This window comes from Archangium gephyra, from assembly GCF_049060025.1.
In the GTDB taxonomy this organism is placed as follows: domain Bacteria; phylum Myxococcota; class Myxococcia; order Myxococcales; family Myxococcaceae; genus Archangium; species Archangium gephyra_A.
This window is the reverse complement of sequence record NZ_JBMEQQ010000002.1, coordinates 9887880-9912884: the sequence shown is the minus strand read 5'-3', so window position 1 is coordinate 9912884 and position 25005 is coordinate 9887880. Positions and strand designations below refer to the sequence as shown.

General features: G+C 69.2%; 22 protein-coding genes and 2 pseudogenes. 11 read left to right on the top strand and 13 right to left on the bottom strand.

The window, feature by feature from the left end:
* Positions 1-93: 93 nt before the first annotated feature.
* The 5 genes from ACN28I_RS43325 to ACN28I_RS43305 form a co-directional block, all read right to left on the bottom strand.
* Positions 94-618, bottom strand: a complete 525-nt coding sequence (locus ACN28I_RS43325) for a hypothetical protein (protein WP_420947730.1) — start codon at positions 616-618, stop codon at positions 94-96.
* A gap of 121 nt (positions 619-739) precedes the next feature.
* Positions 740-2104 (bottom strand): hypothetical protein, encoded by a 1365-nt coding sequence (locus tag ACN28I_RS43320; protein ID WP_420947729.1) that lies wholly within the window; start codon positions 2102-2104, stop codon positions 740-742.
* Positions 2105-2262: 158 nt separating this feature from the next.
* Positions 2263-3207, bottom strand: a complete 945-nt coding sequence (locus tag ACN28I_RS43315) for a tetratricopeptide repeat protein (protein WP_420947728.1) — start codon at positions 3205-3207, stop codon at positions 2263-2265.
* Between the two features lie 69 nt (positions 3208-3276).
* A complete protein-coding gene (locus ACN28I_RS43310) occupies positions 3277-3480 on the bottom strand; it encodes a YbdD/YjiX family protein (protein ID WP_420947727.1) in 204 nt (67 codons plus the stop codon).
* 1 nt (position 3481) lies between these two features.
* A complete protein-coding gene (locus ACN28I_RS43305) occupies positions 3482-5545 on the bottom strand; it encodes a carbon starvation CstA family protein (RefSeq protein ID WP_420947726.1) in 2064 nt (687 codons plus the stop codon).
* Here ACN28I_RS43305 and ACN28I_RS43300 point away from each other — a divergent pair.
* Positions 5544-5672 carry a hypothetical protein gene (locus ACN28I_RS43300; protein WP_420947725.1) on the top strand — a complete coding sequence of 43 codons (129 nt, stop codon included), beginning with the start codon at positions 5544-5546 and terminating at the stop codon, positions 5670-5672. The two genes, ACN28I_RS43305 and ACN28I_RS43300, sit on opposite strands and share 2 nt — an antisense overlap.
* A 3-nt stretch (positions 5673-5675) precedes the next feature.
* Here the strand turns inward: ACN28I_RS43300 and ACN28I_RS43295 are convergent, their stop codons facing one another.
* Complete coding sequence (locus tag ACN28I_RS43295) at positions 5676-6929, bottom strand: type IV pilus twitching motility protein PilT (RefSeq protein ID WP_420947724.1); 1254 nt, start codon at positions 6927-6929, stop codon at positions 5676-5678.
* 105 nt (positions 6930-7034) lie between these two features.
* Between ACN28I_RS43295 and ACN28I_RS43290 the strand changes: the two are divergent.
* Both ACN28I_RS43290 and ACN28I_RS43285 read left to right on the top strand, forming a co-directional pair.
* A pseudogene (locus tag ACN28I_RS43290) lies at positions 7035-7451 on the top strand (carbohydrate-binding module family 20 domain-containing protein); the annotation flags it as partial.
* Positions 7452-7590: 139 nt separating this feature from the next.
* Positions 7591-8316 (top strand): alpha/beta hydrolase, encoded by a 726-nt coding sequence (locus tag ACN28I_RS43285; protein ID WP_420947723.1) that lies wholly within the window; start codon positions 7591-7593, stop codon positions 8314-8316.
* Between the two features lie 16 nt (positions 8317-8332).
* Here the strand turns inward: ACN28I_RS43285 and ACN28I_RS43280 are convergent, their stop codons facing one another.
* The 4 genes from ACN28I_RS43280 to ACN28I_RS43265 all read right to left on the bottom strand — a co-directional run bounded on the left by ACN28I_RS43280 (position 8333) and on the right by ACN28I_RS43265 (position 11993).
* On the bottom strand, positions 8333-8962 hold the full coding sequence (locus tag ACN28I_RS43280) for a DUF2267 domain-containing protein (protein WP_420947722.1): 630 nt from the start codon (positions 8960-8962) through the stop codon (positions 8333-8335).
* 111 nt (positions 8963-9073) lie between these two features.
* A complete protein-coding gene (locus ACN28I_RS43275) occupies positions 9074-9667 on the bottom strand; it encodes a TIGR02265 family protein (RefSeq protein ID WP_420947721.1) in 594 nt (197 codons plus the stop codon).
* Positions 9668-10336: 669 nt separating this feature from the next.
* A complete protein-coding gene (locus tag ACN28I_RS43270; RefSeq protein ID WP_420947720.1) occupies positions 10337-11116 on the bottom strand; it encodes a glycine cleavage system protein R in 780 nt (259 codons plus the stop codon).
* Between the two features lie 91 nt (positions 11117-11207).
* Positions 11208-11993, bottom strand: a complete 786-nt coding sequence (locus ACN28I_RS43265; protein ID WP_420947719.1) for a DUF1571 domain-containing protein — start codon at positions 11991-11993, stop codon at positions 11208-11210.
* Between the two features lie 112 nt (positions 11994-12105).
* Here ACN28I_RS43265 and ACN28I_RS43260 point away from each other — a divergent pair, with 112 nt between their 5' ends.
* From ACN28I_RS43260 to ACN28I_RS43250, 3 genes are read left to right on the top strand one after another with little or no spacing between them, the layout of a single operon-like run.
* The gene (locus ACN28I_RS43260; RefSeq protein WP_420947718.1) at positions 12106-12933 is read left to right on the top strand and encodes a GerMN domain-containing protein; all 828 of its coding nucleotides are present in this window, start codon (positions 12106-12108) and stop codon (positions 12931-12933) included.
* Positions 12878-14476: a post-COAP-1 domain-containing protein gene (locus tag ACN28I_RS43255; RefSeq protein ID WP_420947717.1), complete on the top strand. Its 1599-nt coding sequence runs from the start codon at positions 12878-12880 to the stop codon at positions 14474-14476. Before ACN28I_RS43260 ends, ACN28I_RS43255 begins: the two co-directional genes overlap by 56 nt.
* A 49-nt stretch (positions 14477-14525) precedes the next feature.
* Positions 14526-15524 carry a tRNA dihydrouridine synthase gene (locus ACN28I_RS43250; protein WP_420947716.1) on the top strand — a complete coding sequence of 333 codons (999 nt, stop codon included), beginning with the start codon at positions 14526-14528 and terminating at the stop codon, positions 15522-15524.
* Here the strand turns inward: ACN28I_RS43250 and ACN28I_RS43245 are convergent.
* A complete protein-coding gene (locus ACN28I_RS43245; protein WP_420947715.1) occupies positions 15448-17970 on the bottom strand; it encodes a helicase-related protein in 2523 nt (840 codons plus the stop codon). The two genes, ACN28I_RS43250 and ACN28I_RS43245, sit on opposite strands and share 77 nt — an antisense overlap.
* Before the next feature lie 187 nt (positions 17971-18157).
* On the opposite strand from ACN28I_RS43245, the gene ACN28I_RS43240 reads away from it, so the two are divergent.
* The 3 genes from ACN28I_RS43240 to ACN28I_RS43230 all read left to right on the top strand — a co-directional run bounded on the left by ACN28I_RS43240 (position 18158) and on the right by ACN28I_RS43230 (position 20759).
* A complete protein-coding gene (locus ACN28I_RS43240; RefSeq protein WP_420947714.1) occupies positions 18158-19099 on the top strand; it encodes a phosphotransferase in 942 nt (313 codons plus the stop codon).
* Entirely contained in the window at positions 19096-19857 is a 762-nt protein-coding gene (locus ACN28I_RS43235) for a DUF4336 domain-containing protein (RefSeq protein ID WP_420947713.1), read from the top strand. Before ACN28I_RS43240 ends, ACN28I_RS43235 begins: the two co-directional genes overlap by 4 nt.
* Positions 19858-19919: 62 nt before the next feature.
* The gene (locus tag ACN28I_RS43230) at positions 19920-20759 is read left to right on the top strand and encodes a phytanoyl-CoA dioxygenase family protein (protein ID WP_420947712.1); all 840 of its coding nucleotides are present in this window, start codon (positions 19920-19922) and stop codon (positions 20757-20759) included.
* Here the strand turns inward: ACN28I_RS43230 and ACN28I_RS43225 are convergent.
* Together ACN28I_RS43225 and ACN28I_RS43220 are read right to left on the bottom strand one after the other, a co-directional pair.
* Positions 20728-21045: a prolyl oligopeptidase family serine peptidase gene (locus tag ACN28I_RS43225; RefSeq protein ID WP_420947711.1), complete on the bottom strand. Its 318-nt coding sequence runs from the start codon at positions 21043-21045 to the stop codon at positions 20728-20730. The two genes, ACN28I_RS43230 and ACN28I_RS43225, sit on opposite strands and share 32 nt — an antisense overlap.
* A gap of 103 nt (positions 21046-21148) precedes the next feature.
* A pseudogene (locus tag ACN28I_RS43220) lies at positions 21149-22834 on the bottom strand (prolyl oligopeptidase family serine peptidase); the annotation flags it as partial.
* A gap of 180 nt (positions 22835-23014) precedes the next feature.
* Here ACN28I_RS43220 and ACN28I_RS43215 point away from each other — a divergent pair.
* Complete coding sequence (locus tag ACN28I_RS43215) at positions 23015-24127, top strand: ABC transporter ATP-binding protein (protein ID WP_420947710.1); 1113 nt, start codon at positions 23015-23017, stop codon at positions 24125-24127.
* On the top strand, positions 24124-25002 hold the full coding sequence (locus ACN28I_RS43210) for a carbohydrate ABC transporter permease (RefSeq protein WP_420947709.1): 879 nt from the start codon (positions 24124-24126) through the stop codon (positions 25000-25002). The genes ACN28I_RS43215 and ACN28I_RS43210 overlap by 4 nt, the downstream gene beginning before the upstream one ends.
* The last annotated feature ends 3 nt before the right edge of the window (positions 25003-25005 follow it).

Genomic DNA, 25005 nt, shown 5'->3' with positions numbered 1-25005 from the left:
TCTCCGCGCGGAGGCCCGCGCGGGACGACGGACTTCAGGCTCGAGTCTTGCCGGTGCAGATCATGGTGCAAACCTAACAACAAGCCCGGCCGTTTACGACTTCGACTTCTTCCAGCGCTCGAACTCGCGCTTCGCGCGTTCCAAGGCGGCGGCGATGTCGTCGCTGTCCGGATCCGGTTCTTCTTCGCCCTCCAGCTCGGGCATGGGGGGCGGGGCTGGCTCCGCCGCCTTCTGGGGGCGAGCCGAGGGGGTCCCGGAGAGCTCGACCTCCGAAGGCCGTTCGTTGCGCAGGTGGTAGTCGTCGGAAAGCAGGATCTCCGCGGCCGGCAGGATCGCCTCGAGCTTCTGGAACGCACGCACCAGCTTTCGGAACTGCGCCTCGGTGCGGACCTGAAAGAAGGATGCGTAGTCGGCGCCCGGCGGCGCGGACTTCCTGTCGGATCGCTTCAGTTCGTCGAGCCGGGCGTCGGGCAGAAGACCGCGCCATGCATCGAATGCATCACCTCGAGTGGACGAAAGCCGCAGGCCGTGTTCGCGGCTCCAGCGCTCGATCGCTGCCTGCTCGTCCGCCGTCAGCGGCCGTTTCAACCGGATGGAATACGTGAGCGCCCAACCCATGGCCCGAAGAAGAGGGGTTTTCCAGCCGCGGAGTCAAGCGGCGGGGGTGTTGAGTCCACGCCGCGGTGACCACTCGGCAGCCGGATTCGGCTGCCGGGCCCGAGGTGCCCTGTACGGCGGCTCACCAGCGCGTGGTGAAGGTCCCGGAGGCGACCACCGTGCCGCTTCCGTTCTCGATGCGGTACTCGTACCTCTGGCCCGGCGTCAGCCGCGCGGACGGGGTGAAGTCGAACTGCTGCATGCCTGTCCCGGTGGTGGAGAGAGACCAGCCACTGCTCGTGCTGAAGCTGGACGAAACGCGCACCGTCGTCCGGCTGGTGCCGGAAGGCACGAAGACGTCGAAGAGGGCGCCGACCCGGGTGGGCAGAAGGGTGTGATTCCAGGATGCCGGAGCGGCGGGCACCTGCCCCTGGACCAGCACCGCGCCCGTGGAGCTCTCCAACCGCCAGTAGTACGGCAGCCCGGCCTCGAAGGAACTCAGCTCCAGCCGCAGGTTTCCCAGTGCATCCGCGGGGTCGTACTCGTACCAGCCGACCTGCCCCGTCAGCGGGGACTTCGACGCGCGGAGCGTGTAGGTGTCAGCCTTGTTCAGGTGCGCGGCGAAAATCATGCCCGCCGGCGTGCGCATCACCGCGTGGTGGTCCACCGGGCCGGGAGCAGGTCCCGTGGACCCGGCGGGCACGTGCTCCTTGATTTGAGCCTCCATCACCAGGCCGAAGTCGGAGCGTGCGTGGCCCAGGCCGGAGATGACATCCAGGGAGGTGGCGAAGCCGCGGCCGGTATAATGGTTGTAGCCCGCCTTCACGCCGTAGGCGCTGGTCGTGGTGTAGGCCGCGTCCTGGGAGCCCGTGTTCCAGTTGATGTGGACGTTGCCCTTGAACGCTGAAGCGTAGGAGACCTCCGTCATCTTCGGCGAGCCTCCGTAGGAGATGGCGACCAGGACGCCGTCCGTCATCGTCCGCTGAGCGGCCCCACTCGGAACCCAGTACTCCGTGGTGAGCTGCGCGCCGGACGAGTAGCCGCCGAACGCCACGCGAGCGGTCTCCAGCGGGTAGAGGCGCTGCACGGAGGTGACCAGCTCCTCCGCCCACTTCGTGTAGCCGACAGGGTCGCCCAGGTACCAGCAGCTCCCATCGCCGTCGCTGCACGCCTTGTTCGGGGAGAGGGGGGTCAACAGGACCATGTTGTTGCGCTTCGCCACCGCGATCAGGCCATTGGTGCCGGCCAACAAATAGGTGGAGCCTGGGTTCTTCAGCCCGTACTCGCCGCTGCCGTCCGCATAGATCAGAAGCCCCACCGGCTTCGTCCAGTCCAGCCCGGCTGCGTACAGGTGGTACTCGGACGTGTACTGGCTGCCGGTGAAGGACAGGAACGTGCGGTTGGTGAGCGGCCCGCCGGACCCGCCCGTGGAGGCGGCGAACGCGGGAGAAACAGCCAGCGTCATCGCTGCGATCACGGCAGCGAGAACGCGAAGGAGCCAGGTCATGACGGTGTCCTCATGGCGGAGAGTCTCCGCCAGGTACGGGAAGGCAGCACCTCAGGCGACACGGGTGACCTCGTCGGCCGGGCGCGCGCAAGGTGCGGGTGCGGATGCATACGCCCATAGGACGGAGCAGACGGCAGGCCGTCTCATGCAAATGGACGCTAAGGAGTCTTCGGAGCGGACTCGAGCTGCTTGCACGCGGGGGCGAGCCCGAGGCCACACGCCTTCTGGAAGAACCCCCTGGCGCGCGCCGGGTTCTTCGCCACGCCGTTGCCATTCTTGTGGGCGATACCGACGTTGAGACAGCCACCCGGCAGGTCCGCGGCACAGGCCTTCTCGAAAAGGGAGACGGCCCGCTTCATGTCCCGCGACACGCCACTGCCCGCCATATAGGCCACCCCCAGGCTGTTGCAGGCCGTCATGTGCCCCGCGTCGCAGGCCTTCGAGAAAAGGGCCGAGGAGCGCTCCAGGTTCTTCTCCACGCCCTTGCCGCTCGCGGAGGCGACGCCGAGGCTGAAGCACCCATCCGCGTGGCCCTTGCCGCAGGCCTTGTCGAAGAGGGCGGCGGCGCGCGCCGGATCCTTCTCCACCCCCAGGCCCGCGTTGTAGGTGAGGCCGGCGTTGAAGCAGCCCTTCGCGTCCTCCGCCTTGCAGCTCTTCTCGAAGAGCTCGAGGGCCTGCTTCGGATCCTTCTCCACCCCCACGCCCTCCGCGTGGGCGATGCCGAGGTTGTTGCAGGCATCCAGGTGGCCCTTGTCGCAGGCCTTCTTGTAGAAGCTGGCCGCGCGGGCATCGTCCTTGGGCACGCCCGCGCCCTGCGCGTAGGCCACCGCCAGGTTGAAGCACTCGCCCTTGTCGCCCTTCTTGCAGCCCGCCTCGTGGAGCTTGACCTGGCGGGCCAGCTCCTCGCGGCCGAAGAAGGACTCCTGCTTCTCCGCCTCCTTCGTCGCCGCCTTCGGAGCCCCCTTGGCGGGCGCCTCATGCGCGTGCCCGTCATGCGGCCCATGCGCGTCCTGCGCGACGGCGGGCGCCCCCAGCAGGGTCATGGCCAGACCGAGACCGAGCACCCACGGACGCCGGCCTTCCTCGGTTCCAGAGCGAAGCATGTGGAAATCCTCCCGGGCACGAAGGCCCATCCTGTCCGGCGGGTATAGCAATCTTTCGAGCGGAGGCACTCAGCAGCAGCGCCCCCCGCCTCCGCGGTAGCGTGCGCGCATGCGCTCGTCGAAGAACTCCGGGTAGCTCATCACGGGCCGCTCCGGGTGATTCAGGCGCATGTGTGCGACGTAGGTGTCGTAGTCGGGCACGCCGATGATCAACCGGGCGGTCCGCACCGCCTGGAGCCAGAACCGCGTCAGCGCGTCCCTCGCGGCGCCCATGTCAGTGCCCCACCGTCGCCAGGGGAACAGGGGCCGACTCCTGGGCCGTGGGGCCGGCCGAGCGGCGGGCGGCCAGCGCCGCGCGGAGGCCGAACGAGATGGTGGCGATGACCAGCAGCATGAAGAGGACGGTGAGGGTGGCGTCCACGTAGTCGTTGGTGATGACGCGCTCCATGTCCTCCAGGGACTTCGCGGGCGCCAGCACCCGGCCCTTGGCGGCGGCGGCCGAGAACGCGCGCGCATGGGCGAGGAAGCTGACGCGGACATCCCCGCCGAACACCTTCTGCCAGCCGGCGGTGAGCGTGCAGCACACCAGCCACACGGTGGGGAGCGCCGGAATCCACAGGTAGCGCTCGCGCTTCATCTTCACGAGCACCACGCAGGCCAGCGTCAGCGCGATGGCGGCCAGCATCTGGTTGGCGATGCCGAACAGCGGCCACAGCGTGTTGATGCCGCCGAGCGGATCCACCACGCCCTGGTAGAGGAAGTAACCCCAGCCGCCCACGCAGATGGCCGTGGCGAGCAGGTTGGCGGACCAGGACTCGGTCTTGCGCAGCGGCGCGTACACCAGACCGGCCAGCTCTTGAATCATGAAGCGGCCCACGCGCGTGCCCGCGTCCACGGTGGTGAGGATGAACAGCGCCTCGAACAGGATGGCGTAGTGGTACCAGAAGGCCATCATCCCCGCGCCGCCGACGAGCCCATGGAGGATCTGCGCCATGCCCACCGCCAGCGTCGGCGCGCCGCCCGCGCGGGACAGGATGGAGGACTCGCCAATCTCCTTGGCCGTCATGCTGAGCACCTCGGGGGTGATGACGAAGCCCCAGTCGCTGATGGTGCGCGCCGCCTGCTCGACGGTGGTGCCAATCAGACCGGGCGGCGAGTTCATGGCGAAGTACACGCCCGGGTCCAGCACCGTGGCGGCGATCAGCGCCATCATGGCGACGAAGGACTCCATCAGCATCGCGCCGTAGCCCACCATGAGCGTCTCGCGCTCGTTGGCCAGCATCTTCGGCGTGGTGCCGGAGGCGATGAGCGAGTGCCAGCCCGACACCGCGCCACAGGCGATGGTGATGAAGAGGAACGGGAACACGTCACCGGAGAACACCGGACCGGTGCCGTCGATGAACCGGGTCACCGCCGGCATCCGCAGCTCCGGCGCGGCCAGGATGATGCCCACCGCCAGCAGCACGATGGTGCCAATCTTCAGGAAGGTGGACAGGTAGTCGCGCGGCGCCAGCAGCAGCCACACCGGCAGCACCGAGGCGCAGAAGCCATAGGCGATCAGCATCCAGGCCAGCGGCTTGCTGCCATAGGTGAACAGGGGAGCCAGGGACGGCGCCTCGGCGACCAGGCCGCCCAGCCAGATGGAGAGCATCAGCAGCACGAAGCCGAGGACCGACACCTCGAGCACGCGGCCCGGACGCAGGTAGCGCAGGTACACGCCCATCAGCAGGGCGATGGGGATCGTCATCGCGACGGTGAAGGTGCCCCAGGGGCTGTCGGTCAGCGCCTTGACCACCACCAGGGCCAGCACCGCGAGGATGATCATCATGATCATCAACACGCCGATCATCGCCACCACCCCGGCGGCGGGACCCAGCTCCAGACGCACCATGTCGCCCAGGGACTTGCCGTCGCGGCGGATGGAGAGGAACAGGATCATGAAGTCCTGCACCGCGCCGGCCAGCACCACGCCGAAGAGGATCCACATGGTGCCCGGCAGGTATCCCATCTGCGCGGCGAGCACCGGGCCCACCAGCGGACCGGCGCCCGCGATGGCGGCGAAGTGGTGGCCGAACAGCACCCACTTGTCGGTGGGCACGTAGTCCAGGCCGTCGTTGCGCAACTGCGCCGGCGTGGCCCGCGAGGGATCCAACCTCAAGGCCCTGTCGGCGATGAACCGGCCGTAGAAGCGGTACCCGAGCATGTAGACGCAGACGGAGGCCACCACCAGCCAGGTGGCGTTGATCGTCTCGCCCCGGTGCAGCGCCACCGTGCCCAGGCAGAACGCGCCCACGACGGCGACCAGTGCCCAGCCCAACCTGCTCGCGACACGTCCCATGTCCCCTCCGCTCGTGCTGCTCGCGGCAACGTTCCCGCCCGGGGCGGACCGGGTCAATGATCAATTCCGCCCCATGAACAAAGACGCCAACTACCAGGTGGACGTGCGCTTCGTGCCCGCCCCCTGAGGCCTACTCCTTGGCTTTGGGGCCACCCCGCTCGAGCTGGCGGAGGATGTCCGAGAGATCCTCTTCCTCTTCCTGGATGACGAAGACGCCCTCGTCGGAGGGCGGGGGCCTGGGCGGAGCATCATCCTGCGCGGTGCGCTTCGGCATGGGCATGGGCATGGGCGGAGGCGGCCTCGGGAGGGGCTCGGGACGGGCCGGTGCGGGGGCCCGGAGTGACGGAACGGGCGCGGGAGGAAGCTCGGCCGGGGCTTCCTCGGCGGGGGAAGGCAGGTGCCAGTCCGTCTTCCGATTCAGCCACTCCGCGTAGCGCGTGAACGTCCAGGAGCCATCGGCGGCGCCCGTCTCGATGGCGGATGGGAGCTTGAAGAAGTGCCCCTGGCGCACGAGGCTCCGCACGGGCGTGCTGCCCGGGAGCACCTCGCACTCGGGCACGCGGATGCCCAGCTCCGGACGGTAGCGCAGCCGCTGGCACACCGCCCCCACGAGGCAGTCCGCGAGCTGGGCGCACACCGCGCCCTGTATCTCCGGGGGAAAGGCCGACACCACGCGCTGGAGCGCCTCGGCGGTGCTCGAGGAGTGCACCGTCGCGAGCACGAGGTGCCCCGTCTCCGCCGCGTTCAGCGTCAGGCGCATCACCTCCGGATCTCTCATCTCGCCCACCATGAGGACGTCCGGGTCTTCCCGGAGCGCGTCGATGAGCGCCTGCTCGAAGGAGGGCGTGTCCCGGCCCACCTCGCGCTGGCGGATGAAGGACTGGCGCGGCACCAGCGCGTACTCGATGGGGCTCTCCACCGTGATGATGTGCCGGGCCTCGGAGAGGTTGATCTCCTGCAGCAGCGCCGCGAGCGTGGACGTCTTGCCGGAGCCGGTGGGGCCACTCACCAGGACCAGGCCATGGGCTGGCTCGATGAGTCGGCGCAGGTCCGGGTGGAGGTTGAGCTTCTTCAGCGTGGCCTGCGCGGAGGCCAGCAGGCGGATGGCGAACCCCACGCCGCGCGCGCTGCGCAGGATGTTGATGCGGCAACGCTGGCCCTCCACGTTGCGCGAGACGTCATACGAGCAGCGCTGGATGAACTCGGGCCAGGCCTCGTCGCCGATGATGTCGCGCGCCAGCGCCGTGAGCGCAGCGGCCGGCACCGCTTCACCGGTGAGCCGCAGGGCGCCGCGGATCCGCAACGCCACGGGCATCTCGCCCTCGAGGTGGATGTCGCTCGCTCCCTGCTCACGGGCGAGCCGGATGAAGGCTTCGAGTCCCACGTGTGTCCCCTCCTGCCGTCCAGGCCAAAGCAACCGGTATGCCGCGTGCGCTCCAGCCGGCATTTATAGACAGAGGCGGTGGGGGCCTGCCGTGTTGTCCGGCGCATGCGCGGACCGGGCGACACTTTGTCCGTGGGGCTCCGCTGCTATTCTTTGGGAATGACGCAGCGACACGACACCCGCTTCGCCTTCCTGCTCTGGCTCACCGTCGGACTGTGGGTCTGCGGCAACGCGCCCAACGAACCCGCCGCCCCGGCGTCCCAGGCCCCCCGGCTCACCTTCGAGGTGACGGTGCCGGCCACGACGCCCGCGGACGCGGAGGTGTGGATCTCCGGCAACCACGCCGCCCTCGGCCATTGGAATGGCTCGGGCCTGAAGCTGACGCGCACGCCGGAGGGGCGCTACACCGGCGGCCTCCCGCTGCCGGCTGGCACGGCGCTCGAATACAAGGTGACGCGCGGCTCGTGGGGCACGGTGGAGAAGGACGCCGCCGGCCAGGAGCTTCCCAACCGCGTCCTGCGCATGGGCAACCGGCCCGAGCAGGTCTCCGTTTCCGTGGTCCGCTGGGCGGATCAACCGGGTGCGCCGCCCGCGTCCTCGTCACTCACCGGCACCGTCCGCTACCTGCGCGGCGTGACGTCGCGCCACCTGCCCCGCACACGTGACGTCATCGTTCTGGCTGCCGCCCGGCTACGACGCCAACCCCAGGCGCCGCTACCCGGTGCTCTACATGCACGACGGGCAGAACCTGATGGACGCCTCCACCTCCTTCTCGGGGGAGTGGCACGTGGACGAGACGGCCTCACAACTCGTGGCGTCCGGCGAGGTGGAGCCCCTCATCATCGTCGGCGTCTACAACACCGAGGATCGCTTCGCCGAGTACACCCAGGTGCGGGACACCGGCGAGTACGCCCACCTCGGCGGAGGCAACGCGGACGCCTACGGCCGCTTCCTCGTCGAGGAGCTCAAGCCGGTCATCGACAAGACGTTCCGCACCCGGACGGATGCGAAGAGCACGGGCCTGGTGGGCTCGTCGCTGGGAGGCCTCGTGACGATGCACCTGGGCCTGACGCACGCCAACACCTTCCGGCGCCTGGGGGTGATGTCTCCCTCCGTCTTCTGGGCCAACCGGGACATCCTCACCCGGGTGAAGGGCGTGCGCAGGAAGCCGGCCTCGCGCATCTGGGTGGACATCGGCACCGAGGAGTCGAAGGGCAGCCAGGAGACGGTGGAGGACACCCGGCTGCTGCGCGATGCGCTGGTGGCCAGGGGCTGGAAGCCCGGCAAGGATCTCCAGTACGTGGAGGTGCCCGGCGCGGCCCACATGGAGAGCGCCTGGGCCGAGCGCTTCGACGACCTCCTGCGCTACCTCTACCCCGCGCCCTGAGTCGCCCCGGGCCGGCTCACTCCCACCTGCCCAGGGGACGATCCGGCCCGGGGTGACCGGCCGCGAGCGTCTCCTGTTCCCGCTCCTGGGTGAGCCCGGAGGCGCTGGAGAGCTTCGTGTCTCCATGCGGGTCGTCCGTCCGCGCCACGGAGTGCGAGTGCGCCCGCTCGGGCCGGGCCTCGGACAGGGGATGCGGGCTTCCCGGGCGGCCCTCGGCGAGCGTGCGGCGGCCCGGATCGAGGTGGACGTACGTGAAGTCCTCCACGGGCTCGCGCGGCGTGAAGAGGGCGCTCATCGGCTCGGGCAACGCCTCGCGCACCCGGTGCAAGGTTCCCGGAGGCAGCGCCTCCGCGAGGAACTGGCAGACGACGCCCGTGTGCTCCACGGCCACGCCGAGCGGCACCCGCAGCCGGCTCGCCACGCGCGCCTGCAGCTCCGCGAGGTTGAAGTCCTGGTGGGGGACCACGCTCCGCAGACTCGCGGCCAGGGAGGCGGGAAGGTCCTCCGCCAGCGCCTGGAGGACGGGCCAGCTCAACCGCTCGCCCACCACCTCGAGCACCGCGCGGACGGTCCGCTCTGCCTCCTGCCGTCCAGGGAGCCCCGCGTGCCCGGCGACGTGGGACAAGAGTTCGTCGTGCATCATCATCGTCCTCCTCGCGGGCCGCCTCCGGACAGGACGGAAACCCGTCAAGCGGACGGCTGCCCCGCGGGCAGGCCCCGGCTCCTGGCCGGAGCCCGTTCCCCGAGGGCGGCCGACTCACTCCCACGAGAATTCATATTCACTGTCGAGCGGTCCCAACACCCCGCCCCGCACGCGCACGTTGCGCGCCCCCAGCCGCTCGAGCACCTCCACCATGGCGCCCTCGTGGTACGGCATGGGCAGGAAGCTGCGCCGCATGGTGAGGCGGCCGTGCTTGGGGCCCATCCACTCCATCGAGCGCTCCCCGTAGTTGGCGGTCACCTTGTAGATGGCCTGGAGGCTGGCGGAGATGTGGTCGGAGCCCATGCCGGACTGCGCGCACATGGCGCTGCCCACCGCGGAGGACATCAGGCCCACCGCCGCCTTCTGCCCCAACATCCGCAGCACCTGCTCGGCGCCGCCATGCCGGGCGCTCAGCTCCCGCACCGCCGCCATGGTCAGCCGGAGGAGCAGGGTGACGGGGTAGTTGACGAAGTCCATGAGCCGCTGCTGGCCGAGCACCGCCTGGCACCGGGCCACGGCTGCCTCGTCCCCGAGCGCCCGGACGGCTTCCAGCGTGCGGTTGAGGAACAGCCCGCGCGCGGTGTCCTGGGAGGTCGCCAGCTCCATGAGCTGCTCCAGCGCCCGCTCCCAATCCGATTGCATCCTCATGCCGCGGCTCGTGCTCATGTCCACCCGGCCCGCCTGTCCCAGCCTCCCAGACGCGGGATCCCACCAGCATAGAGCAAGACGGGGCTGAATTCCCAGTTTACGAGAAATCCCCGGACTTGGAGTGTAACCCCGGAGCCAAAGCAGAAGGCCGGAGACGCCCACCTGGCGGGCCCAAGAAGTCTTGCGGGCCGGAACACGGCATGGTGGCGTTCCGTCACAGAGCCGAGTGCCAGCGGTCCGGCGGAACGATCCGGGGTCATCCAAGATGGACAAAGCGAAGCTCGAGAACATCCAGGTGCTGGGCGCCAACCTGTCGAACGTGCTGAACGCCTTCGGCAGCTTCCAGCTCCTCGCCAGCCGCATCATGCTGGAGGAGGGGCTGGGCGCGGAGTCGGCCGAGGGGATCGTCCAGTTCGAGCGGGACAGGTGGTACCCGGTGGCCCGCTGGTTGGCCACCTTCGAGCGCATCGGCCGCGAGTACGGGGAGAGCATGCTCGGCCAGGTGGGGCTGGCCGTGCCGAAGAACGCCATCTTCCCGCCCTTCGTGACGGACATCGACAGCGCGCTCAAGTCGGTGGACATCGCCTACCACATGAATCACGCGCTCGACGGCGAGGCGATGTTCTCGCCGGTCACCGGCAACATGCGCGAGGGCATCGGCCACTACGGCTACCTGCGGGTTCCCGGCAAGAAGCAGATCATCTCCGAGTGCACCAGCCCGTACCCCTGCCCCTTCGATCTGCACCTGCTCCAGGCCATGGCGCAGCGCTTCGAGAGCACGGCCACGGTGTCGCATGACACCACGAAGCCGTGCCGCAAAACCGGCGGCCCGAGCTGCACGTACATCGTGAAGTGGGTGTAGCCCTCGCGGCCCTCCACCCATGAGGGCGGAGAGCGCCGGGGTGGAGCTGAGGAGGTGGAGCTGCAGATGGTGTCGAGATCGATGTCGCAGCCGATCTTCTCGCCGAGCACTCCCAGCTCGTCCCGCATCTTGCGGGCGCTCGTGCCCTGGGGAAGGGTGACGACGCCCTCGAGCACGAAGAGCGGCGTTCCCGCGAAGGGCGCCGACTCGATGCGCGTCTCCAGCTCCTCGACGTTGACGGAGTGCTGGCGGAGGAGCGCGGTCACGCGGGCGGCGATGCCCGGCTGGTCGTTGCTGTAGACCTTGAGACGGTAGGGGACGCTGCCCGGGGGGCGGGTGGTGGCAGCGGCCGCCTCGTACATCTCGACACGGAGCCCCATCCCTCCCCCCTCGCTCTCCAGCTTGCGCCGGAGCGAGGCGAGCGCTTCCGAGGAGCCCTCGATGAGGGCGAGCAGGGCGAAGTGGCCGCGCAGATTGACCATGCGGCTATCGGCGAGGCTGGCGCCCACATCGAACACGTGACGCGTGAGGTCGGCGACGAGTCCGGGGCGATCGGGTCCCACTGCGGTGACGATGAGCTGAGACATAGGACGCCCACCATAACAACCCGGCTCGGGGCCGCGGGCGTGCATCCTTCACGGAGCGGGGCCGATCTGCCGGAAGCTGACGTTTCGCCCCTCAGAGGGACGACGGAGAGAAGTCGGCCTTGGCCACCGGCTTCACGTCGCTGAAGTCGAAGCGCTCCAGCGGCCCCTGCGCGTCGTCGATCTCCATGATGACCGGCAGGGCCAGCACCGGATCCATGCAGATGCGTGCCCGCGTCGCGTACAGGTGCTGGCCTCCGGCGGGCGCGTTGAAGGTGATGCAGTAGCGCCCCGCGGCGTCGAAGCCCTCGTCCTTCCGGGTGTATCCGCCGAGGGACTCCCCCTGTTTGAAGCTGTCCTCCAGGACGCCGATGATGGACGTGAACGCGAAGTCGGTGATGGGGTGGTTCGTGTCGCTCCGGGTGAGGCCGCTATTGATGTCGAGCCACATCGCGCCCGCGAGCCCGAGGACCCCCGCCTCGCGGACCCGGAGCTCGCCCTTCTTCACCGTGGAGTCGTAGACCACCCGCCGGCCCTTGGCCGGTCCGTCGAGGATCTCCAGCCGCACCGCCCGGGGCGACTGCCGGACCGTGAGGTGGATCTTCTGCGGCTTCATCAGCTTGCCGGAGACGCGCTCGTACTTCACCACCCGCGACTCATAGGTGCCCATTTGAGAGGCCGCGGCCTTGCCCGCGTCCAGGAGCAACGCGACCGGCGTCGTGGCGAACAGCTCCACCAACCTCTCGCGCGTGAGCTCCTTGACCTCGGCGCGCCGCTGCTCCAGCGGAAGCCGCGCGAAGTCAGGGACCGGGGACGGCGCGGGAGCCGGGGTGGTCATCAGCAGGTTCGGCATCAGGAGCGCGAGAAGGACTGGATTCATGGCCCCCGAGGATACCCGTCCGCGTTGGGTGGCCGCCAAAGCCCCTCCCCTTCTCATGGATTTCTGTTATTACTCGACTTACTGCATATCCGTATCCAGGAGAGGGAGCCCCATGAAGATGCGCATTCAGCAGGCGATGTACGGGTTGGGCACGCTGTCGGTCTTGTGGGCCACGACGCCGGTGCTGGCGCAGGTGGATCCGCAGCGCAACCTCGAGCGCATCGTCGCGGAGAAGGCCGCGTTCCCTTCCGGCACGCGGGTGCTGAGCGTGCGGATGCAGGACGAGCGCGCGGTGGTGGAGCTCAGCTCCGACGCCGTCGCGCAGGGGCTCGGAGACGAACAGGCCGACGAGATGACACGTGAGCTGGTCGCGGGCCTGGACTTCTTCACCGGGATTCGCGAGGTGGAGATCCTCGTGGGCGGCAAGCCGCTCTGGACGTACCTGCCGGAGTCCTCGGAGCCTCCCGCCCTCCAGGCGCGCAGCCTCGCCGCGGCGCGGACGCCCGTGGACGCCCTCTCGCTGGAGCTCCAGGGCAAGAAGATCGCCCTGCACCCGAGCCACGGGAGCTACTGGAACCACACCACCCGGCGCTGGGTGCGAGCACAGCGCACGCTCACCGGTCCGAACCCCGCGACGCGCCCCGCCGGCTGGACGGGCAGCACGTACACCCCGAGCGACGAGTACTTCTGGAACCGGGGCCTCCAGTGGGGCTCCATCTACGAGGACGACATCACCATCCACGTGATGCGCTTCATGAAGGAGTACCTGGAGTCCTCCGGCGCGCAGGTGTTCCTCTCGCGCGAGCTTCTCCGGCGAGGCGGGCCTCTACGACCACAACCGCTTCGGCTATCCGAACGCGGCCTTCCCCCTGCCGAAGACGCAGGTGGCCGCGAAGTACTACCTCGAGGAGCAGGGTGCTCCGCGCTGGGTCTGGGATGAGCCGAGCCTGAGCAGCCATTCCGACAAGGACATCCGGGCCCGTCCGTACTACGCGAACTATGTCGGGGCGGACCTCTCCATCAGCCTGCACACCAACGCCTTCGGGGACGGAGGGGCCCGGGGCACGGAGACCTTCTGGTACACGGCGAAGTACCCGCACCTGCAGGAGAGCGCGAAGCGCTTCGCCACCGCGCTGAACGAGGGGGCGGTGAAGTCCATTCGCGAGTACTTCGACGACAGCTACGGCCGCCAGGCCTACCTGAACCCCTACCCGGCGATGGGCGTCCCCGAGTGGCCCTACTACTCGCCCTACCCGGCGCCCTTCGATTACGGCGGTTACAGCCGGTGGACCGATCGCGGGGTGAAGACCTCCAACCTCGGTGAGCTGCGCGAGGCGCAGATGCCGGCGGCGCTCATCGAGCTGGCCTTCCACGACAACTGGAAGTGGTACCCGGACAACCTCTTCCTCCAGGACCCCATCTTCCAGGCGACGTCGGCCTGGGGCATGTACGAGGGCGTCTGCCGCTACTTCGGCATCACCCCCAAGCCGCGCCTCGCGGCGAAGCTCGTGGCGGGCAAGGTGCCGGCCCTCGTCGGACCGAACCAGGTGCTCAACACGTCGGTGACGTTCCAGAACGAGGGCATGACGTGGAACTGGGGCAGCCGCCAGGTGAATGGCGCGTATGCCCCGTACACCGTGTGGCAACTGCGCGTCCTGGAGGGACAGGAGGCGTTCTCCGCGCCCGAGCGCATCTCCATCGACCCCACGGACATCCTGCACCCGGGGGACAGCAAGACGTTCGACGTTCCGCTCGTGTCGCCCGGAGTGAGCGGCCTGTACCCCCTCCGGCTGACGATGACGAAGGCGGATGCGCGCGGTGGGGACTTCGGAGAGGAGTTCGCGGCGCTGGTGCGGGTGGACGCGGATGCTCCGGCGGTCTCGGTCGTGTCGCCCCAGCCGGAGGCCTACCCCTACGGCACGCAGCGCGTCGAGTTCAGTGCCGAGGACGCGTGGAGCGGCGTCGCGGAGCTGACGGCCACGCTCGACGGCACGCCGGTCACCTCCGGTGAGGACGTCGCCGGGTTGCTGCCCGGGGAGCACACCCTGGCCATCACCGCCACGGATGGGCTGGGCAACACCACCACCTTCACGCGCACCTTCACGGTGGTGAACTCATCCGGATTGGTGACGGGCGGGGGCTGGGCGAGGCTCGCACAGAAGAAGGCCACCTTCGGCATGGAGGTGCAGATGACGCCGGGGACCGCCCAGCCGGTGGGTCACTTCACCTTCCAGGACCACGGCCTCGGGCTGACGCTGCACAGCGCGCACCTGTGGGCCTTCGGCCTCTCGGGGGGCACCGCCACGCTCTCCGGCACGTGCACCGTGAACCAGGAGCCCGGACACGTGTTCCGGCTCGAGCTGACGGAGGGCAGCACCGGCAAGGGCGGCTCCATCCGGCTCGTGCTCGACACCGGCTACCGCCTCGACGCGCCGCTGGAGGGCGGCAACGTCACCCTGCTGGGGCTCTTCGGCGGCGAGTGAGCGGCCTCGACAGGGCTCCCACCCCTCGTGTGCGCCGCGGAGTTGTGGCATGCACCTTCCCCGCATGCCGTCCAACGCCTTCTCCGCGCTCTTCGCCGCCCAGCCCGTCATGCTCGCCCCCATGGAGGACGTGAGCGATGCCATCTTCCGGCGCATCTGCCGGAAGCTGGGGGCGGACGTGTGCTTCACCGAGTTCGTCAACGTGGACTCCCTGTTGCTGGGCTGCCAGCGCAACAAGCGCAAGCTCGTGCTGGCGGAGGACGACCGGCCCACCGCCATCCAGATCTACGGCGCGGATCCCGCACGGCTGGTGGAGGCGGCACGCATCGCCGAGGAGGCGGGGCCGGCCTTCATCGACATCAACTGCGGGTGCTGGGTGCCGAGAATTGCCCGGCGGGGCGCGGGGTCGGGCTGGCTGAGAGACCCGGAGGCGATGGTGGCCATGGCCGCGCAGGTGGTGCGCGCGGTGTCGCTGCCGGTGACGGTGAAGACGCGCATCGGCCTGGGGCCGGAGGACCAGATGCCCATCGTGGAGCTGGCCCCCCGGCTGGAGGACGTGGGGGTGCGAGCCCTCACGGTGCACTGCCGCACGGCGAAGATGGGCTACACGGGCACGGCGGACTGGCGCTGGGCGGCCCTGGCGCAGGCACAGGTGCGCATGCCCGTCGTCGTCAACGGGGACATCCGCACCGCGGCGGACGTGCAGCGGGCGCTGGCGGAGACGGGCTGCGCGGGCACCATGCTGGGGCGAGGCGCCATCGATCACCCGTGGGTGTTCCGCGAGGTGAGGGAGCTGCGCGCGGGCCGTACCCCTGTCCCTCCGACGCCCGCGGAGCGGCTGGGACTGCTGCGCGAGCACCTGCTCGCCAACGTGGCCTCGCGCTCGCCCGGGTGGGGGGTGCCGTACACGCGCCGCTACCTGGCGGGCTACCTGCGCGAGGTGGAGGGCGGCCCCGAGCTGCGCATGTACCTCAACACCTCGGGCCAGCTCGACGACTGGCTGGAACGCATCTCCGCGCTGGAGGCGCGCGTGGCGGCCTGGCGCTAGGCTGAATCAGCCGCTGGACGGAACATCCGCCCCGCTCCCCCGGGGTTTCTGGTGCGCGCCGGCGTGAGCCGGCCGCCCCGCGGCGCCCCCCTTGTCGGGAGCCGCCGCCGGCCCCTTCCGTCCCCGCCGCCGCCGCCGCCTTTTCACCGGAGCGCCCTCGGAGCGGCCTTCGAGCCTCTCGCAGCACCCGCTTGCGAATGCCGCCCTCCAGCCGCAGCTCCTGCAGGAACGAGTGCACCCGCTGGGCCCCGTGCGGCTGGCGCAGCATCTCGCAGAGCCGCTCGACGATGTCGATCCGCAACGCCACGGGACCGAGCACCTCGTAGCCGAAGGCCCGCGCACTCCAGCCGCCCAGGTCCGTGACAGCGAGCGCCGGCTCCCGGGGAATGCCCTTGGGGGGCGGATTCTGATGGAACAGCGCCGTCAACATGCAGCGCCGGTCGAGCGCCTGCGGTGCGAGCGCCTCGGCGACGTAGAGGAAACGCTGTCCCTCGCGGACACCCAGCGTCCTCAAGCGCTCCCGGGCCTCGTCATCCAGGAGCCGCCACTGCTCGTGCGCCTCCCCTTGGGAAATCACCCCCAGCCCCTCGGCCAGACGGTAGGCGAGGCCCCGCGTCGCCGCGGAGCGGCCCGTTCCGGTGAGGGCCTCGGCGGGAAAGCCCCCCATCGCCTCGGTGACGAGATCCCTCGCCAGCGCCACCAGACGGCGCTCGAGCCGCTGCCGCGCGCCCGCGGTCCACACCTCCGGCTCCGCGAGGGCGATCTGCGGGGTGCGCCGGTCCTTCCCGCGAACCAGCCGGGCCAGCGGCTGCGCTTCGAACGAGATGCGTCCAGCCGCGTCCACCTCGAAGGCCTCATGCGTGGCGTCGACCACCCGCTGGACGAACTGCTCCTCCGTCATCGCGCCGTCGGCGCCCGGCACATCCCCCAGCAACTGCCCCAACTTGGCGAAGGGGCTGTCCGACGAGGCCGCTGGCTGCGCGGCGGCCCTCACGAACCGGCGAGCACTCCTCCGCGCGGCCCGCTGCACGAAGCGCTCCACGAGCCGCTCATGAAGGGCGTCACCCAGGGCGTCCTCGATGCGGCGGGTGCGCTCCTGCCAGTGCTCGGCGTCGTGCAGCCAGCTCGAACGATGGCTGATGTACGTCCAGATGCGGATGGCGGCCAGCCGGTCCATCAGGGTGTGGATGTCTCCGGAGACGTCATCGAGCGGCGCCACCTGCCGGGAGAGCCACGCCTGCTCCAGCTTCCCGTCCCCCTCGGAGAGCTGGAGGAAGGTCTCCCGCAGCAGCGCGACGTGCTGGCCGAAGAGGCCTTTGCGGAAATCCGGAATCTGGCAGACCTGCCACAGCAGCTCGACCATGGACCGGTCGGTGGCGGCGTCTCGAATGGCGGGAACGTTCGAGAGTTCCTTGAGCGCATCGAAGTCGTCCGCGCGTTCCACCCGGATGAAGCCATGGTGGCGCGGAGCCCGCGACAACGAATCCAGCAGGGCCTCCGGGCTCGAGAAATCGAGCGTCGAATTGCGCCAGATGAGACTGCGCACCGCCGGGAACCGGTGGGACTCGATGGCCGAGATCACCCGCGGGGACAGCTCGGGCAGCGTGTTCAGGGTCCCGAAGCTCCCGTCATTCAGGTGGCGCCCCGCGCGGCCGGCGATCTGGGCCAGCTCGTCCGGGAGGAGGTCCCGCTGCTCCGCGCCGTCGAACTTGGAGAGCGCCGCGAAGGCCACGTGGTGGAGGTCGAGGTTCAACCCCATTCCGATGGCATCCGTGGCCACGAGGTACTGCACCTCCCCGGACTGGTACATCGCCACCTGGGCATTGCGTGTCCTCGGGGAGAGCGCGCCCAGCACCACGGCCACCCCGCCCCGGAGGCGGCGCAGGGATTCGGCGAGCTCGTACACGCGGTCCGCGGAGAACGCGACCACGGCCGAGCGCGGAGGAAGGCTCTTCAGGGAGCGCGTCCCGGAATAGCGAAGCTGGGACAGGCGGGTGGCGCGCTTCACCGAGGCCTGGGGGATGAGCCCATGGACCACGGGCCGCATCGTGTCCGCGCCGAGGAACCAGGTCTCCCGGAGCCCACGTGCATGGAGGAGTCGATCGGTGAAGACGTGCCCGCGTTCCCGGTGGGCGGCGAGCTGGATTTCATCCACCGCGAGGAAGTCGACCTGTCGATCCGTCGGCATCGCCTCGACCGTGCAGATCCAGTAGTCGGGGCGTGGCGGCAGGCGCTTCTCTTCCCCCGTCATCAGCGCGACCCGGCCCTCGCCCACCCGAGCGGTCACCCGGTCGTAGACCTCACGAGCGAGCAGGCGGAGCGGCAGACCGATCATGCCCGTGTCGTGTTCGAGCATGCGCTCGATGGCGCGGTGGGTCTTCCCCGTATTCGTGGGCCCCAGCTCCGCCACGACGACGGACGACCGGCTGGAGGGGCTGGAGTTCATTGGCGAATTTTAACCCCGACCAGGGCCCTCCGCCCAGGATGCTGGCCCACCGGGTGGCCGGGCTTGCATGGCCCCTGATCCATGTGCGCTTCCCGAAGAATCGAGCGCCCGGCGCCAGAATCCGCCAGGTCATGCTCTAGACTCCGCCTCGCGCAGCGGACCCACCTCCCACGCGCCGGAGCCGAACATGACAGTCGAAGACTGCTTGCCCGCGGACCTCAGGGGACCCACCAGCACCATCACCCGGATCGCCGCGGGGATGTCGGGCGCCGGCGTCTACCGCGTCGAGGCCGCCGGCCAGTCGTTCGTGCTCAAGATCGCTGGCGAGGCCGAGAACGACGCCGACTGGCGCCGCGCGCTCCACATCCAGCGGCTCGCCGCCGACGCGGGCCTCGCCCCTCGCATCGTCCACGTCGACGAGGCGCGGCGCGCCGTCCTGACCGCCTTCGTCGCCGACCGCTCGTTCATGGCCTTCTACCGGGACCCGCGCACCCACGAAGCCGCGCTCACCCAGCTCGGCCGCACCGTGCGCCGCATCCACGCGCTCCCCCTCCCCGCCGACGCGCACACGCGTGATCCCCTCGAGGTCCTCACCCAGGTCCGGAACGGTTTCCTGGCCGGCTTCGCCCTCCCGGACTTCGCCCGCGACGCGGTCCAGCGCGTGCTCGCCGAGGAGCCACCGGCCAGAGAGCGCGCCCTGGTCCTCGGCCACAACGACCTCAACCCCACCAATCTCATCTACGACGGCGAGGCGATCCTGATACTCGACTGGGCCACCGCCGGGCTGATGGACCCCTTCTACGATCTCGCGGTGCTCTGCGTCTTCCTGCGCATGGACGAGGGCACCTGCCTGCGCCTGCTCTCGGCCTACGAGGGCACGCGGCTCGCTGGACTCCCGCCCCGCTTCAGCTACCACCGCCGGCTGGCGGCGGCGCTCGCCGGCTCGTTCCAGCTCTACCTCGCCCGCCAGATGAAACACGCGGGGGCCACCGGCGCGGAGACGCTCGACTCCACACCCTCGCTCGGCGAGTTCTATCAACGGATGATGGCCGGCACGCTGAAGCTCGGCACGGCGGACGGCCAATGGTGGTTCGGTCTCGCCCTGCTGAAGGAGAGCCTCGCGCTATGAGCATGGCCGAATGGTCCAGCGGGATCCGTCCCTACGCTCCGCTCTCGACACTCAAGCCGCTCGAGGACGGAATCTGGTGGGTGGATGGGCCGGTCATCCAGATGAGCCTGGGCCCGTTCTCCCTGCCGTTCCCAACGCGCATGGTGATCATCCGTCTGCGCTCGGGCGGCTTATGGATCTGGTCGCCGACGGCTCCGGCGCCGGAACTGTTCGCCGAGCTCGATGCGCTCGGGCCCGTCGAGCATCTCGTCTCACCGAACAGGTTCCATTACGCGGCCATCCCTGCGTGGAAGGAACGCTATCCCCACGCGACGGCCTGGGCCTCTCCGGGGGTGCGTGAGCGTGCGAGTTCGCAGAAGATCGAGATCACGTTCGATGCCGATCTCGGCGACGGCGCGCCCCCTGCATGGGCGGGCGACATCGAACAACTCATCTTCAAAGGCAGTCGCTTCGTGGAGGAGGTCGTGTTCTTCCACAAGGCGTCCTCGACCTTGATCCTGGCGGATCTGGTCATCGCCTTCGAACCAGAGCATGTGCGGCCACACCTGCGATGGCTGTTCGCGCTCGGCGGGATGACGTCGCCGGGACAAACACCACGCGACCTGCGGGTGACGTTCTGGGGACGCGAACCGCGGGCACGCGCCTCCTACCAGCACATGCTGGGATGGCAGCCCCGGCGGGCGATCTTCGCTCACGGCCGCTTCTACCTCGATGATGCGACGGCCCAGCTCGAGCGCGCCTTCGCCTGGTTGCGCTGAGCACTCGCCTTCAGTCTCCAAAGTCACTAGCGTCGAGCCGTTCCGATCTCGCGAGATTCCTCATGAGCACAGCCCCGATCCAGGAGCAGCGAAGCTACGACACCGCCGAAATCATGGGCGGCCTCTACGGTGATGGCATCATCGGCCTCAAGGGCGCGTTCAGCCGCCAGTGGGCCGAGCGGATGCGCGAGGACATCGAGCAACTCTTCGCGGAAGCGCGGAAGGTGCCCGGCGGAGCGCTGCCTCGGGGGCCGGAGCGTTACTATGTCGAGGTCCATCCCGAGCGCATCCGCGGCTTCGTCGACATCGCGACGCATCCCTGGTTCATCGCCGTTTGCGAGGCAGTGCTCGGGCCCGATTACAAAATCGTCGAAGTGGGCTTCGACATCCCCTTCCCTGGCGCCGCCGACCAGCCCTGGCACCGCGACTTCCCCTCTCCCGAAGCGACGCTGAAGGGGCGCCGGCTGAACTCGCTCGCGTTCAACCTGACGGCGGTGGACACGGTCGTCGAAATGGGTCCGTTCGAGGTCGCGCCCGGCACGCAGTGGGACGATCTCAGCGGCCATCCCAAGGGCATGTTCCCGCCGAAGGAGCTCTATCCGCGCTATCGAGAGCGCATGGTGCAGAAGCTCCCACAGATGGGAGACATCTCGGCCCGTTCGGCGCTCACCATCCACCGGGGTACCGCCAACCGCTCGAACCAGGCGCGGCCGGTGCTCGTCGTCGGTGTCGATGCGCCCGATGCGACCAACGCCAGGCATCACGATCTTCAGCTCACCCGGCGCTACGCGGAATCGCTGCCGCCGCGCGTGCGCGATCACCTCACCTACCGGCTCGTGGACGACCTGGAGTTCGTCATCCAGCACCACGTCATCGAGGGGCTGCTGAAGCCGGACTACTGAGCAGTGTGACGCCGAGCGCCCAGCAATAGAAGCTCAGCTCGTCGACGTCCTGCTCGACGAGCGCCGTCAGCGTGGTGCCGCCGCCGTGTCCCGAGTCCCGGAGGGGCAGCAGGAAATAGGGTCCACCCTGGGTGCCTTCAGCCTGGAGCCTGGCGACCATCTTGAGCGGATCGTACGGAGGCGCGATCCGGTCGTTCAACGCAAACACGAAGGTCATCACCGGATAACGGCGATCGGCTCGGACGTTGTGATAGGGCGAATACCCGGCGAGATACGCGCCCTCCACGGGATCTTCGGGCGAGCCGTATTCGATGGTCGCCGAGCTGCATGTGGCCGAACTTCGGAAAGCGAAGCATGTCGAGCGTGGGCGCACGGCAGAACACGGCGCCAAAGGCCTCGGGCGCTTGCATGGCGGTGACGGCGACGAGCAGACCGCCGTTGCTGTTGCCGCGCGAGGCGAGCCTGGAAGGCGTCGTATAGCCCGCCGAGACGAGCCACCGCGCCGCCGCGATGTAGTCGTCGAAGGTGTTCTGCCGCCGCGTCTTGCATGCCGCCTCGTGCCAGGCGCGGCCGTATTCGCCGCCGCCTCGCACGTTGGCGAAGGCGAGCACGCCGCCCAGCTTCAGCCAGGCGGCATGGAGCGCCGTGAAGCGCGGCTCCATCGAGATGTTGAAGCCACCGTAGCCACTCAGACGCACGGGCTGGCGCCCGTCGCGAGGCAGGTCTTTCCGGTGGATGATGAACATCGACACCCGCGTACCGTCGAGCGACTCGTACCAGACCTGGTCCGTCACATACTCGGATGCGTCGAGCCCGACATCGGGCACGTGGTACGGCGACAGGCGGTCCGCCGCGTAGTCATACCGATAGACCGAGGGTGCCTGCACGTACGACATGAAGCTCACCCACACCTCGTCACCGCTCCAGGCGCCGCTGATGCCGCTGACGATGCCTTCACCCTCGTTGCGATTCACCGAGCCCAGTGCGGGCAGCACCAGGTCGCGGAGGTAAGCCCCATCCTCGGCGTGGATGCGCACGCGATGCGACGCCGCATGCGAGTAGACGGCGTAGAGCCGGCCGCCGACTCCGGCGACCGTCTGCAGCGTGTCCTCGTTCTCGGGGATGAGCGTCCGCCACTCGGTGGGCGCCGTCAGCGACGCGACACAGAGGCGGCCGCGCGGCGCGTCGAGGTCGGTCTGGACGAGCAGCGAGTCACCAATCACCTGCACCTGGTTGAGAGACCGCATGGTGGGAGCCACCGGCACCAACACGTCATCGGCGAGGCGCAGGAGGTAGACGATGTTGGCGTGCACATAGTCCCACTTGTAGAGCACGGCGAACCGGCGGCACTCGCTGAGCCTGACGGAGCACCAGTACTCCTTCGCATGGTCGTCGCCGAAGACACGCCGGGCCGGTACGCCCGACCCGAGCCGGTGCTCGTAGATGGCGTTCCAGTGCGCCTCGTCGCCCGCGGGCACCTCGCCCGGCTCGGGACACGCCGCATAGAAAAACCCCGACCCATCGGGCCGCCAGGCCAGCGACGCGTGGCTCGTACCGCGGGGCCGGTCGGGAAGCAGCTTCCCCGTCTCGACGTCGAGCACGTGGAGCACCGCATCATGGGTGCCGCCAACGGCCTTTCCGAACGCGACCAGCGCACCGTCGGGTGACGGCACGGCGAACACCAGGGCCTCGCCACTCGCCCACGTGTTGGGGTCGATCACCGTCTCGAGCGGCGCGCCCTTGCCGCGCCGGAGCATGAACTTGAGCTTGTCCTCGCTGGCATCCGCCTGCCAGAGGAACTCGCGTCCGGGGGGCCCGGCGGGAATCGGCGGCGAGAGCCGCGCATAGCGCGTGGAGCGGGCGACCGCTGCCCGCAGCCCCTCACGTCCCGGCACCGCGCGCAACACCGCGTGCGTGACGGCCTCCTGCGCCGTGACCCAGGCCTGGGTCTCCGCGGCGTCGAGCCGCTCCAGCCAGGCGTATGGATCGTCGAAGCGCCTGCCGTGCAGCGTATAGCCGCTCTCCGGATCGCGTCGCGCCGTGGGAAATTCCAGGGTCCGGTTCAGGTCTTTCATCAGGAGATCCTCCGCCAGCGCATCCAAGAAGCCCTCTTCGCCCTATACGTTCGCGCGGGCTTCGGCGAGACTTGGCTTTCGGACCTGGCAACCCCCCTATACCTCCAACGCCGCCCATCGCGGTGCTGGCGATGAACCTCTTGTCCGTTGGGGCGGTCGCCGCCTCCAGGAATGTGACCGATGGCTGATGTGATGCTCCGGGATGTGCGGAAGCGCTATGGCGCCCAGACGGTGATCCATGATGTCTCGCTGGACCTGAGACACCGGGAGTTCATCGTCTTCGTCGGTCCCTCGGGGTGCGGCAAGTCCACCCTGCTGCGCATGATCGCCGGGTTGGAGCAGATCAGCGGTGGAGAGATCCTCATCGGCGGGCGCCGGGTCAACGACACGCCGCCCGGCGACCGCGGCGTGGCCATGGTCTTCCAGAACTACGCCCTCTACCCGCACATGACGGCGGCCGAGAACATGGCCTTCGGCCTGCGCAATATCGGCACGCCGCGCGCCGAGATCACCGAGCGCGTCACCCACGCCGCGAAGACGCTGCAGATCGAGCACCTGCTGGCTCGCCGCCCGTCGGAGATGTCCGGCGGTCAGCGCCAGCGCATCGCCATCGGCCGCGCCATCGTCCGCCGCCCCGACGTCTTCCTGTTCGATGAGCCGCTCTCCAACCTGGACGCGGCGCTGCGGGTGCAGATGCGGGTCGAGCTGGTGCAGCTCCACCAGCGGCTGGACGCCACCTCCATCTACGTCACGCACGACCAGGTCGAGGCGATGACCATGGCCGACCGCATCGTCGTCTTCCGCGACGGGCGGATCGAGCAGATCGGCACGCCGCTCGACATCTACCGGATGCCCGCGAACACCTTCGTCGCCGGCTTCATCGGCGCACCGAAGATGAATCTGCTGGAGACCCGGGTGGTTGCCGCCAGCCCTGGCCGGGTGGAGGTCTCCCTGCCCGGAGGCAGGGCCGAGGTCGCGGCGAATGGCAGTGCGCTGACCGCGGGCGCGCCGGTCACCTTCGGGGTCCGGCCCGAGCATCTGCGGCCGACCGCTGGCGAGGGCATCTTCCGTGGCCAGGCCAGGGCGCTTGAGCGGCTGGGCCGCGAGACGCTGCTGCATGTCACGAGTGCCGACGGCGCCACGCTCATCGCCACCGACACTGGCGACAGCCTGGTCCGCATGGGCGATACCGTGACCCTGGCGCTCGACCCCGGCAGTGGCCGGCTCTTCGGCGCGGATGGGGTGGCGCTGCCTCTCGCCGCGGTGAGCCCCACAGGTGGGGGCGTTCCATGAGCTGGCTGAGACGGTACCGCGACGCCATCGCCGGTTATGGCTTCCTGGCGCCATTCCTCGGGTTCTACGCCGTCTTCCTGGTCTACCCCTTCGGCCTCGGCCTGTGGATGAGCCTGCACGACTGGGAGATCGTCGGGGACTACCGGCAGTTCATCGGCTGGCTGAACTACCAGGAGCTATGGGACGATCCCTACTTCTGGGAGGCGTTCAAACGCACCCTGCAGTTCGCCGTCATGGCGGCACCGGCGGCCACGGTGCTCGGCCTGGCCCTGGCCCTGGCCCTCAACAAGCCCCTGCGGCTGTATGGCGCGCTGCGGGCCATCTTCTTCGCCTCCAGCATCTTCTCGGTCACCGTCGTCACGCTGGTGTGGACGATGGTGCTCAACCCCGACCAGGGCCTGATCGCCAACGTGCTGCGTTCCGTGGGGCTGGAGCCGATCGCCTTCCTCGCGGACCGGAATTGGGCCATGCCCGCGCTGGTGGTGACGACCTTGTGGTGGAGCGCCGGCTTGCCGATGGCGCTCTTCCTCGCCGGGCTGCAGCAGATCCCCCCGGAGGTCTACGAGGCCGCCCGGCTCGACAACGCCTCGCGCTGGGCGGTGCTGCGGCACATCACCCTGCCGGCACTGGCACGCACGACGCTGCTCGTGGTGGTGCTACAGACCATCATGCATCTCCAGGTGTTCGGCCAGCCGCTGTTGATGACGCGCGGCGGTCCGTCCAACTCCACCCGGCCGCTGGTGCAGCTCATCTACGAGACCAGCTTCCGGGACTGGCGTTCCGGCTATGCCTCCGCGGTGTCGATGGTGCTGTTCTCCCTGATGTTCTGCGTGGCGTTGCTCCAGTTGCGGCTGTCGCGGCAGGAGGAGAAGTGAAAC